Consider the following 12047-nt stretch of genomic DNA (forward strand, 5'->3'; position numbering starts at 1 on the left):
CGGCTCGGGCTCGGGCTCGGGCTCGACGACCTCCGGCTCGACGGTCTCCGGTTTCGGCGACCTCGGGCTCGCGCTCGAGGACGGCGGTGCCGCCGCGACCCGGGTCGTCCGCGTCCCGGACCTCCTTGTAGGTGCCCTTCGGCGGGGCCGGGCGCCGGTCGAGGAAGCCGACCAGGACGCCGCCCACGGCGAGGGCGATGACAACAGCGATGATCAGAATGAGCTCCACCCTCCCAGTCTGTCACAGACACCCGTCCCGGCCCCGTGAGAGAATCCGCCCCATGGCCTCCCGACGACCCGATGCAGCGCGCATCCCCCTGCCCCGTGAGATCAAGGTCATGGTGGCCGCCGCGTTCACCATCGCCATCGGATTCGGCCTCATCGCACCCCTGCTGCCGGCGTACGCGCACTCGTTCAACGCCTCGGCCACGGCGGTCGCCGCCGTGGTGTCCGCGTTCGGCGTCACCCGGCTGCTGTTCGCCCCCACCTCGGGGCGCCTGACGAACCGGCTCGGCGAGACGCCCGTGTACATGACCGGCGTGCTCATCGTCGCGCTGTCCATGTTCCTCACCGCCTTCGCGCAGGACTTCACGCAGCTGATCGTGTTCCGGGCCATCGGCGGCATCGGCTCGACGTTCTTCACCGTCTCCGCGATGGCGTTCCTGGCCCGCAAGTCACCGCCGACCATCCGCGGCCGGGTGTCCGGCGCCTACGCCTCGGCGTTCCTGATCGGCAACATCGTCGGACCGATCGTCGGCTCCGCCCTGTCCGTCTTCGGGTTCCGGATCCCGTTCCTCATCTACGGCACGGCCCTCGTGTGCGCGGCCGCCCTGGTCTTCTTCCAGCTCAAGGACACCCGGCGCGCAGACCGCCGCGTGCAGGACTCCCGGCCCCCCATGCCCCTGAAGGAGGCCCTGGGGCTGCCGTCCTACCGCGCGGCGCTGGTCTCCTTCTTCTCCAACGGGTGGGCCACCTTCGGCGTCCGCAACTCCGTGATGCCCCTCTACGCCTCCACCGTCTTCGCCGGTGCCGGCCTGTTCGGGTTCATGGTGGACGGGGCCCTGATGTCCGGCCTCGCCCTGTCCCTGTTCGCCGCCGGCAACGTCACTGCGGTGACCTTCAGCTCCCGCCTGTCGGACGTCCACGGCCGCAAGCCCCTGATCCTCATCGGCCTGACCACCACCGCGGTGATGACCGGCCTGATCGGGTTCGCCGCCTCTCCCCTCATGTTCCTGACGGCCTGCCTGCTGGCCGGCGCCGGCACCGGAGTCCTGAACTCGCCCCAGCAGGCGCGATCGCGGACATGGTGGGCCAGGAGCGCAAGGCCGGACAGGTGATGTCCACCGCCCAGATGTCCGCGGACATGGGCGCGATCGTGGGGCCGCTGCTGGCCGGCGCCATGGCGGACCTGTGGGGCTGGGAATGGGCCTTCCTCGCCACCGGTGCCGTCCTCGCCGTCGGCGCGCTCGCCTGGGCCCGCGCCCCGGAGACCAACCTGCCGATCCACCCCGGCGGACCTCGCACCGGCACCCTGCCGGTCATGGTCCCGCCGGAGAAGCCCCGCACCTCCCCCGAGGAGAGCTGAGCCGCCGTCCGCCCGGACACGACGGAGCCCGCCTTCCCTGCGGAAGGCGGGCTCCGTCGTCGTGGACCCCCGCGCGATGCCGGAGGCGGGCGGTCAGGACCGGTCGAGGCCGTCGTCGAACTCGGCCTCCCGCTCGCCGACGCCCAGCATCTGGGCGATCGCGGAGACGGTGCGCCCGGCGGCCTTGCCGTCTCCGTAGGGGTTCACGGCGTTGGCCATGGCCGTGTAGGCGGCCTCGTCGTGCAGCAGCGTCTGCACCTGCTCGAACACGGTGTCCTCGGCGGTGCCGATGAGTCGGACGGTGCCGGCCTCCACGGCCTCGGGGCGCTCGGTGTTCTCGCGCATGACCAGGACCGGCTTGCCGAGGCCCGGGGCCTCCTCCTGAACGCCGCCGGAGTCCGTGAGCACCACGTTCGCCAGCGACAGCATGTGGGTGAACTCGCCGTAGGCCAGCGGCTCGGTGACCACCACGTTCTCCAGCCCCTCGAGGAACGGCAGCACGGCCTCGCGGACTACCGGGTTCTTGTGGGCCGGCAGGACGAAGAGGACCTCGGCGTTCTCCCTCGCCAGACGGGCCAGCGCCCGACCGACGCCGCGCATGGCCTCGCCCTGGTTCTCACGGCGATGCGTGGTGACGAGCACGACCTTGGTGCCATCCGCTACCCTCTGCTCGACCTCGGCCAGCTGCGGGTCCGTGAACGGGATCCTCTTGTCCACGACCTCCAGGAGCGCGTCGATCACCGTGTTGCCGGTGATGTACACACCGGCCTCGTCCACGGACTCGCGCAGCAGGTTCGCCTTGGACACGCGGGTCGGCGCCAGGTGCAGCGACGCGATCTGGGAGGTGAGCTTGCGGTTCGCCTCCTCCGGGAACGGGGACATGATGTCGAAGCTGCGTAGGCCGGCCTCGGCATGCACCACGGGGATCTGCAGGTTGAACGCCGCGATGGCCGCGGCGGTGGAGGTGGTGGTGTCGCCCTGGACGACGATCGCGTCCGGCCTCTCCTCCAGCAGGATGCGGTCCACGCCCTCCAGGATCTTCGCGAAGATCGAGTTCAGCGTCTGGCGGGGCTGGATGATGTTCAGGTCATGGGCCGGGACGATGCCGAACAGCTCGTTGACCTGGTCCAGCATCTCGCGGTGCTGACCGGTGACGGCGACGACGCAGTCGAACTGATCGGACGCCTCGAGGGCCTTCACGATCGGGGCGACCTTGATGGCCTCCGGACGGGTGCCGTAGATCGGCATGATCTTGAGCACGATGCTCCTCACTCGTGTCTAGTGTGGACGGCATGGGCCACGTCCGAGCGGACGCGGGCGCCTGCCTACGCGGCCACCCTATCCGAGCCGCGCGGCGGCGACGGCGCGCGCGGACCCGCGCGTCAGGATCCCATCCGGACGGAGGTCGGCCTGTGCTGGGCCTGCACCCGGCGGCGCCACCGTTCGGCCTGCGCCACCTTCTGTTTGCTCAGCAGCCAGTTGTACCGGCGGTACTGGTAGAGCACGTCGTCGGTCGGGCCGTCGGCCACCTGCTCGCCGTCGTGGAGCCAGAGGACCCGGTCACAGGAGGCGGCGATGACCTTCTCGCTGTGGCTCACCAGGATCACGCAGCCGGCATTGGCCTTGAGCTCCTCCATGCGCCGACGCGAACGCTCGCGGAACTGGGCGTCGCCCGTGTTCAGCGCCTCGTCGATCACGAGGACCTCCGGGTCACGGATCGTCGCGATCGCGAAGCGCAGGCGTGCCCCCATGCCCGAGGAGTACGTGTCGATCGGCAGGTCGATGGCCTTCTCGAGGCCCACGGACTCCACGATCTCCGGGATCCGGGCCTCGATCTCCCGCCGGGACATGCCCAGGGCCAGACCACCGAGCACGATGTTCTCCCGGCCGGACAGCGAGGGGATCAGCGCGGCGTTGACGCCCAGCATGGTGGGCGTGCCGCTGGCCCACACCGTGCCGGTGGTGGGGGTGAGCTTGCCCGCGATGATCTGGGAGATGGTGGACTTTCCGGAGCCGTTGCGGCCCACCACGCCCAGGGACTGGCCCTTGGGGACGACCAGCGAGATCTCCTTGAGCGCCCGCACCGTCACCCGGGGACGGCGGCGGATGAGCCCGTACACCAGCTTCTTGTGCCAGGGCAGGCGGTGGGCGATCCCCTCGTTCACCGAGTGCACCTTGTAGTTCATGGACACCCGGTCCAGGACGAGGCAGGGTTCGCCGCTGTCCGGGACCTCGTGCGCGGTCGGCTTCATCAGCGGGACACCGCCCTTCCGTGGGCCTCGTCGCCCTTCCAGAAGACGAGGATGCCCACCGTCAGCAGGCCGAAGGACCAGGAGCACAGGAGCAGCCAGTCCCTGGCCGGCGAGTCCGCGCCGTAGAGCAGCGAGTTGCGGGTGATCTCCAGGACCAGGTGCATCGGGTTCAGGGTGAGCAGGTCCACCAGCCAGGGGTGGCTGTCGAAGCGTTGGAAGGAGTAGAAGACCCCGGAGCCGTACATCCACAGGCGCAGTGTGAACGGCAGCAGCTGGGCGACGTCCCGGAATCGTGCGACGAGGGGAGCCAGCAGCAGCGTGACGCCCGTGACCAGGACGATCTGAAGGATCACGACCGGAACGAGGAGGATCCAGCGCCAGCTCAGGACCTCGAGCGGGGGGATCGCGAGGATGAACACGATCATCGTGGCAAGCGTGATCCCGTAGGCCAGGGACTCCTTGAGCATCGCCGAGACCGGGAGTGCGATGCGGGGGAAGTTGAAGGCCTCCACCACCGTCTGGTTGGACGTCAGGGAGCGGGCGCCCATGGAGACCGTGCGGCTCGTGAACGAGAACATGAACACACCGACCGTGAGGAAGGCGATGAAGTTGTCCACGCCCCGGGAGGTGCCCAGGAGCAGGCCGAACACGATGAAGTAGGTGATGCCGTTGAGCAGCGGGGTCAGGACGAGCCACACATTGCCCAGCACGTTCTGCCGGTTGCGGGTCCCCAGGCTCAGCTTCGCGTCGTAGGCGAGGTATCCACGGCAGGCCCAGAGCCGGCGGAAGTACCGGGCCAGGGTGGGTCGGGCGCCCACCCGCTCGAGGCCCGAGCGCGGGACCGAGATCTCCCGCACCGAGCGCGCGGAGTCGCCCGTGGCGCTCTTTTCAGCGTGTTTCACCGAAGTCTCCTCAGACGGCGACGGACAGGGACGGCGGGCATCCCGCGCCCGGCGGCGCCGGACGAAGAACCCAGTGTATGCCCGGACCACGGGCCCGGGACGCCGGGGCTGCGGGTCGCCCCGGCGACGGTCAGCGGCCGAGTCGCTCCTTCAGGGACGCGGCCAGTCCACGTGCCTTCGGCAATACCTGGCGACGCAGGGTGTCCTCGGCGCGGAGACGGGCGGACCCGGCGGTCACCCGCGCGAAATCGCGGCCGTCCCGACGCACCGCACCCCAGTCGACCCGGCCCTCGGGGCGGAAGACCGACGCGGGCGCGAGCTGCAGCCGCATCTGGTGCACCAGGTGGGCCATCTCCTCCCGGGCACCTGTCTTCTGGCGTTCGATGACGTCCGTCGAGATGCGGGTCTTGGCGTGCTCGAGCTTCCAGGCCATGTTCGGGTCGTGCAGGTCGGAGAGCAGCTCGGTGCGGCCCAGGGTCTTGAAGAGGTTCTTCGACTTCGTGGTCGGGGACAGCACGATCGCCGGGACGCCGTACATCGAGGCCACCAGCGAGCCGTGGAACTTCATGGACGCGAGGACGTCGAGTCCGCCGAGGGCGGCGGAGAGCTCGGACATGTCCTCGGAGCGGATGACCTCGTCCACCTCGAAGGGAAGACGCTCGACGGCCCTGGCATCGGCCTCCCCCGTGCGCAGCCCGGCCAGGACGAGCGCCTTGACGGCGTAGCCCTGTCGGCGAGCCTCGGCCACGAGCTTGGCCAGCGGAGCGTAGTCGTCCTCGGCGGTGACACGGCGCTGGCGGATGGAGACGCCGAGGACCTTGTCCTCCGGGTACTCACGCGCCGGTGGCATCGGCAGCCCGTAGACGAGGTCCGGGGCCACCCGGACCTCCACGCGGGGCTGGAGCTTCTCCCGGATCCACTCGGCAGACTCCACGTCGCGGACGCCGATGTACTGGACGTTCGGGTGGCGGAAGAAGTTGCGCATGTGGCGCATGACCGCGGGGTCTTCCTTCCTGATCCAGGTGGGCACGCCGATGCCGGCGATGTACACCTTCTTCTTCAGCCACGCCTTGTGCCAGTAGAGCTGCGAGACCTTGTTCGGGATGACCAGGTCTCCGCCGCCGATCACGAAGGCGTCGTACTTCTCCGCCTCGATGTACGGGTTCCCGGAGAAGTACGGGGCCTTGAGGATGTCATGGACCACGCGGGCGTCGAAGTGCTCGGACAGGTTCCGCCTCCAGCCGTCCAGGAACAGCTCGTCCCCGTAGTTTCCCCAGCCGAAGAAGCCGACGAGGCCGACCTTCGGACGGTCCTTGAACTGCGCGATGAGGTTGTCTGCCATGGATCAGCCTTCCTGGGACAGGCGGGAGAGGCGCTCGCGCACCTCGCGGGCAAACCGGTCCGACACATCGGCGGGACGGTGACGGTCGGCGAAGTCACGGGCGGCGGCGCGGGCCTGGGGCGCCACCAGACGGTCGGCGCGCTCCAGGGACGCGGCGATCTCCTCCGGGGTCGAGCCCTCGAGGAACTCCGCGAAGGACGGTTCCAGCAGGTTGGGGAGCACACCCACACGGTTGGCGACGACCGGCAGGTCGAAGGTCGGGCCGAGCAGCGCGCCGCCCGAGTTCAGGGCCCGCTGATGCGGCAGGACCATGATGTCGGCGGCGCGCATCATGTACTGGACGTGCTCAGCGGGGATCTTCGCGTCCTTGAGGAGCACGTAGGGATGCATGCGCAGCTGCTTCACGAGCTGCTGGGAGGACCGGTCTCCGTCGGCCTTGCCCGCGATGATCAGGCGCCGCGGCGTTTCGGAGGTCTTCAGCAGGTGGTTGAAGCCCTCCACGAACCGTTCGATCCCCTTGTACGCCTTGATGGCTCCGAACACGACGTAGACGACCTCGTCCGGGTCGATGCCCAGCACGAGCCGGGCGTGGTCGCGCGGCACGAAGTCCTGGTAGGCGCCCTCGTAGGACGGGTGCGGCACGCAGAAGGTCTTCTGCGGGTCGAGGGTCAGGAACTCCGAGACGAGCTGCGGGGTGTCCTCGCTCATCACATGGACCAGGTCCGCCTCGTCGGCCACGGCCTGCTGCAGGCGACGCTCCTCCTCGAGGAACACCGCGTCGTGCGGGGCCATGTTGTGCACGGTCCACACGACCCGGCCGCCCTCGGAGCGGAAGGCCTGCAACCGGGAGAGGAACTCTGCGGCCCGCACCTGCGCCTCGGACTCGGATTTGACTCCCTTGAGGACCTCGGAGAGCCAGTGCAGGTGCAGCACGATGCCGCGGGTCTGCGCGGACAGCGCGGTCAGACGGTCGAAGGCGCCCCACTCCGTCACCGGGGCGACCGCGAGGCCGTGGTCGCCGAAGCGGCGGTGCAGCAGGGCCTGGAAGGGGTTCATCCTCGCCACCGGCGAGTACGCGTACAGCCACGGCTCGGCCGCGTCACGGCTCGTGTAATACCGGGTGGCGGACAGGGCCTCGTTGATCGGCGAGCCGACCTCGGTGCGGAATCCTCGGAAGAGCAGCTCCACGGGCGTCAGTCTCCTTCGATGTCGATGTCGGTCTGGTCGGCCTGGCTGCCGGCGGCATCGGCCTCACGGTGCTCACGTGCGGCGGCCAGGGCCTCGTCGAACACGGCCTTGTAGCGCGGGCCGTTGTGCTTCCACTGGCGCTCCTCCTCGACCCAGCGGCGACCGGCACGGGCCAGCTCCGCGCGACGCTCGGGGTCCGCCAGCAGCGCCTCGACGGCCTCGGCCAGGGAGGCGGCGTTCTCCGGCTCGAAGACCTCGCCGCGGGCCGGCGCCTCCACGATCTCCGCGAGCGCGGGGACGGAGGAGACCAGCAGCGGCCGGCCCATCGCCATGGCCTCGAACGGCTTGAGCGGGGTCACGTACCGTGCGGCACGCTCGTAGGTGCGCGGCACCACGAAGACGTCGATCAGGCTGTAGTGCCCGGAGACCTCGGAGTGGTCGATGTGACCGGTGAACACCACGCGGTCCATCACGTCCAGCTTCTGGGCCAGGGACTTCATCTCGTCCAGGCGCCGGCCGCCGCCAACGAGCACGCACTGCGCCTCGACGCCCTTGGCCTTCAGCATCTGGGCGGCACGGATCAGGTACTCCTGGCCCTCGCGGCGATGGTCCATGTTGGAGACGTAGCCGAAGGTCGGCATAGTGATGCCGTAGCGCTCCTGCAGCGCCGGGTCCACGGGCTCGGCCACGAAGTTCTCGAGGTTCACGCAGTTCGGCACGAGCCCGATGCGCTCCTTCGGGACGCCGCGGGACGCGAGCTCGTCCCGCATGGAGGTTCCGAGGGTCAGGACGGCGGCGGCCTCCTGCATGCACATGGTCTCGACCGCCATGCGGCGCCGGAAGGTCTCCGACCTCTCCTCCATGGCGGTCTCCCCGGTCCAGTTGCCCTCGAAGAAGGAGCGGACCTCGTAGACCACCGGGATGCCGGTCTTGCGCTGGATCGCCAGGGCCACCAACGCCGTCTCGTAGCCGCGGCGACCGGACGACACGTGGATCACCGCAGGACGGATCTCCTTGACCTTCTGGTAGGCCAGCCAGGCGAAGTCCTGGAGCCAGCGGTCCGCCGGCACCCGCGAGTAGTCGATGCCGACGTCCAGACGGTGGTGCACGATGCCCTCGAACACCTCGACCGGCTCGAAGTCGTCTCCTACGACCGAGCGCGGGAATCCGGGCTCGGTCAGCACGACGGCATCGATTCCCGCCTGGACCTCGGCCTTGAAGTTCTCATGGCTGCGGGAGGTGAACCCGTTCGAGAAGTAGGGCCGGGACTCCTTGACCATGTGCAGGACGAGGTTGTCGGCCGCCGGCTCGATCGGGGTCACCGGTCCGGGGATCCGCGGGATCCAGCCGCTGAGCTCCTTCGCGCGGCCGTTCACGTCCGGCAGCGCACGGGCGTGCTGGGCGGCGATGTCCGCGAGCCGCGTGCTGACCTCGAGGTTCTCAGAGATCTCGCCGCGCAGGACCGCCAGGCGCTTGGACGTCACCTGGAAGGGCTCGCTGTGGTCCCTGCCCACGCCGAGGATGCGCTGCCACAGCAGGGCACGCTCATAGTCCTGGTTGTTCAGGGCGTGACGCAGCGGCTTGTCCCCGGAGAAGGAGGACCGGCCGGCCCGCTTCTGCAGGCCGCGCATCTCCTTGGACCAGTCGACCATCGGCTCGAGGCTGTTGTGGTAGCCCACCCTTGCGATGCCCCGCAGCAGCTGCGCTCGGGAGATCTCGTTGCGCTGGTAGCGCCGCTTCAGCCGGCCCAGCTGCCGCCGCACCTTCAGGGCGCGACCGCGCAGCTCGGCTTTGGCCCCGTCGGGGTCGCGGGTGAACGGCGCCAGCCACGCGCCGGCGAGGGCGTCGCGGTCGCGCGAGATCCAGTTGAGCTCACGGTGGACGAGCCGCAGCTCCTCCTGGAGGCGCTCCGCCTCGGCACGGTCGTCGCGCTGCTGTGCAGGCGGCTCGTCGGTGATCAGGCGGAATGCCGGTCGGTCCTGTTCGGACACGGGCGGGTCTCCCCTCGTCGGTGCGTTCAGTTCTCGCCGGTGCCGGCGGTCAGCGTGCGCGCCACTGGCCGCGCGTGTCGATGACGTGCTTGCCGTCCACGGCGGAGCCGAGGTCCGCGAACGCGTCGTGGTCCACCAGGAGCAGGACGATGTCCGCCTTCTCCACGGCCTCGTCGGCGGGGACGAGGCGGACGTTGGACTTGCCCTCGAGCTTCGCCGGCAGCTCCTCCACGTGGGGCTCGACCACGAGCACCTCCGAGCCGGAGAACTGGTCCGCGAGGTCGTGCGCGATGTTGAGCGCCGGGGACTCGCGCAGGTCGTCGATGTTCGGCTTGAACGCCAGGCCCAGGGCGGCCACGACCGGGGTGCGGCCGGTCTCCTGCTGGACGTCGAACGCGGCGGCCTTCACCTGGTCGATGACCCACTGGGGCTTGGCGTCGTTGATCTCGCGGGCGGCCCGGATGATGCGTGCGCTCTCCGGGGCGGCGTCCACGATGAACCACGGGTCCACGGCGATGCAGTGGCCGCCGACGCCCGGGCCCGGCTGCAGGATGTTCACGCGCGGTGGTGGTTGGCGAGCTCGATGAGCTCCCACACGTCGATGCCCTGCTCCGAGCAGATCACGGACAGCTCGTTGGCGAACGCGATGTTCACGTCGCGGAAGGAGTTCTCGACGAGCTTGGCCATCTCGGCTGTGCGGCAGTCGGTGAGGAGGATCTCACCCTTGCAGAAGGTGCGGTAGAGCCGCTCGGTGCGCCGCGCGGCCTCCGGTGTGGAGCCGCCGACGATGCGGTCGTTGGTGACGAGCTCGATCATCACGCGGCCCGGGAGCACGCGCTCGGGGCAGTGTGCGAAGTCGAGGCCGGCCTCGCGCAGGTCCGGACGCTCGGCGTAGATGACCTCGGCCATGTGCTCGGTGGCTCCGGGAGGCGAGGTGGACTCGAGGATGACCAGCTCGTCGCCGGTCAGCTGCGGCGCCAGGCCGCGGGCGGCGGCCTCGATGTAGCTCAGGTCCGGTGCATGGTCGTCCTTGAACGGGGTCGGCACCGCCACGATGTAGGCGTCGGCCTTCGGCGTCTCCTTGGAGGCGTCGAGCGTGCCGTCGTCCACCGCGCGCTTCACGAAGTCGGCGAGGTCCGGCTCGACGAACGGCACCCGGCCGGCGTTGACGGCGTCGACGGTGCGGTCGGTGACGTCGACTCCATGCACCCGCACGCCGTTCTCGGCGAGGATGGCGGCGGTCGGGAGGCCGATGTATCCCAGGCCGATGACGGCGACGCTCTGGATCTCAGACATCCGTGGTGTTCCTCATTTCCTGTCTCAGGTGCTCCGCCCCCGCAGTGGCATGCTTGCCTGGAGCAGGTCGGGGGCGGGGATTCTCCGACGAGTATACGGACGTTCCTCAGCGGTCCCGGGCAGGCCGGGCCGTGACCTCCGCGTAGGTCTTCACGTACCGGCGGGCGTTCGCGGCCCAGGTCCGCTCGGCCAGCACCCAGTCGCGGGCCCGACGTCCCAGGTCCACCCGGCGATCGGGTGAGTCGAGCATGGCCTCCAGGGCGTCGGCCCAGGCGGCGGGGTCCTCGGCCGGCACCAGCACGCCGGTGACGCCGTCCGCGACGATCTCCCGCAGTGCGGGGAGGTCGGAGACCGCGACCGGGCGGGACGAGGCCATCGCCTCCAGCGGCTTCATGGGGGTCACCGCGCGCGTGACGGAGGTGTCCTTGCGCGGCACACAGAAGACGTCGAGCGCCTGATGGCAGAGCGGCGCCAGGGCGCGGTCCACCCGACCGAGCGCGACGAGCCGGTCCGCGATGCCGAGCTCGCCGGCCAGCTGCTGCAGGCCGGGCAGGGCCGTCCCGTCCCCGGCGATCATCAGACGCAGCCGGGGGCGGTGCGCGGCGAGCGCGGCCACGGTGCGGACCAGGTCGTCCAGGCCCTCATAGGGGACCACCGAGCTGACGGTGCCGACGTACTCGGCGTCCACGTCGAGACCCAGGGTGAGCCGGGCCGAGCGGACGTCGCCGGGCTCGTCCAGGAAGGCCCCGCCCACGGCGTTCGGGCTCAGCACGATGCGGTCCGGGTCGACGCCGTCCGCGGCCACCCGCCGACGCATCGTCTCGGCCAGGGTGACGACCGCGTCGGCGGACCGTACCGCGTCGGCCTCCCGCCGGACGAACAGGCGGTACCGCTCCGAGTCGAGCGCCCGCGGGCCCCGTGTCGAGGCCCAGGTGTCCGCAAGCTGACCGCGGACCTCGTAGACCCAGGGGATGCCCACCGCCTCGGCCACGGCACGGACCACCACGGCGTTGACCCAGTGCGTGGTGGTGTGCAGGACGGCCGGGCGCCGTTGCAGGACGAGCCGGAGCAGGGCCTCCGCGTGCTGCTGCAGCCGCGCGTCGAACCCGGGGACGAGCCGCGCCGCGAGGAGCCGGTGATAGGGGATGCCGTCCACCTCGTCGCAGTCGGCGGCGGTGAGGACGCCGGTCTGCACGGGCCAGCCGAGGCGGGTCACGGCCTCCACCTCCCAGCCGCAGTCCCGCACGGCCTGCATGAGGCTGTGCGAGCGCTGCGCATAGCCGGACCCCGTGTGGGGCAGTGAGTTGGTCAGCACGAAGAGGACCCGGTTCTGCTCGGGGAGGTACCCGGCCGAGGCGTCCGGCAGCTCCGGGGTGCGGCCCTGCAGCGAGGTCAGCTCGGAGCCGAGTCTGCGCCGCACGGCACCCTCGCGGCCGCTGCGGCCGAGCACGGCGACGGCCTGCTGCATGCGGCCGCGATGCCAGTGGGGCC

Annotated in this window: 7 protein-coding genes and 3 pseudogenes; 1 reads left to right on the forward strand and 9 read right to left on the reverse strand. The window is 70.3% G+C overall.

Translation table 11 applies throughout. The features are described 5' to 3' along the window. Positions 1-229 (reverse strand): annotated as a pseudogene (locus AC2W7A_RS04295) (signal recognition particle-docking protein FtsY); the annotation flags it as partial. A gap of 52 nt (positions 230-281) precedes the next feature. On the opposite strand from AC2W7A_RS04295, the pseudogene AC2W7A_RS04300 reads away from it, so the two are divergent. Further along, positions 282-1585: pseudogene (locus AC2W7A_RS04300) on the forward strand (MFS transporter). A gap of 93 nt (positions 1586-1678) precedes the next feature. On the opposite strand, the gene wecB reads toward AC2W7A_RS04300, so the two are convergent. The 8 genes and pseudogenes from wecB to AC2W7A_RS04340 form a co-directional block, all read right to left on the reverse strand. Next, positions 1679-2845, reverse strand: a complete 1167-nt coding sequence (gene wecB / locus AC2W7A_RS04305; protein WP_485990278.1) for a non-hydrolyzing UDP-N-acetylglucosamine 2-epimerase — start codon at positions 2843-2845, stop codon at positions 1679-1681. A gap of 122 nt (positions 2846-2967) precedes the next feature. Next, entirely contained in the window at positions 2968-3837 is an 870-nt protein-coding gene (locus AC2W7A_RS04310) for an ABC transporter ATP-binding protein (protein WP_485990279.1), read from the reverse strand. Further along, positions 3837-4739, reverse strand: a complete 903-nt coding sequence (locus AC2W7A_RS04315; RefSeq protein ID WP_485990280.1) for an ABC transporter permease — start codon at positions 4737-4739, stop codon at positions 3837-3839. Before AC2W7A_RS04315 ends, AC2W7A_RS04310 begins: the two co-directional genes overlap by 1 nt. A gap of 130 nt (positions 4740-4869) precedes the next feature. Beyond that, positions 4870-6081 carry a polysaccharide pyruvyl transferase family protein gene (locus AC2W7A_RS04320; protein ID WP_485990281.1) on the reverse strand — a complete coding sequence of 404 codons (1212 nt, stop codon included), beginning with the start codon at positions 6079-6081 and terminating at the stop codon, positions 4870-4872. A 3-nt stretch (positions 6082-6084) separates the two neighbouring features. Further along, positions 6085-7269, reverse strand: coding sequence for a glycosyltransferase (locus AC2W7A_RS04325; RefSeq protein WP_485990282.1), 1185 nt, complete (start codon positions 7267-7269; stop codon positions 6085-6087). 5 nt (positions 7270-7274) lie between these two features. Further along, entirely contained in the window at positions 7275-9260 is a 1986-nt protein-coding gene (locus AC2W7A_RS04330; RefSeq protein WP_485990283.1) for a glycosyltransferase family 4 protein, read from the reverse strand. A gap of 49 nt (positions 9261-9309) precedes the next feature. After that, a pseudogene (wecC, locus tag AC2W7A_RS04335) lies at positions 9310-10556 on the reverse strand (UDP-N-acetyl-D-mannosamine dehydrogenase). 106 nt (positions 10557-10662) lie between these two features. Further along, positions 10663-12047: glycosyltransferase family 4 protein (locus tag AC2W7A_RS04340; RefSeq protein ID WP_485990284.1), on the reverse strand; the 1385-nt coding region annotated here is incomplete at its 5' end.

The sequence above is a fragment of the Micrococcus sp. LASM2_SD2 genome, assembly GCF_057364565.1.

Coding starts and splice junctions, on each gene's coding strand:
- AC2W7A_RS04320 (WP_485990281.1), bottom strand. CDS start 6,081: ATGGCAGACAACCTCATCGCGCAGTTCAAGGACCGTCCGAAGGTCGGC.
- AC2W7A_RS04310 (WP_485990279.1), bottom strand. CDS start 3,837: ATGAAGCCGACCGCGCACGAGGTCCCGGACAGCGGCGAACCCTGCCTC.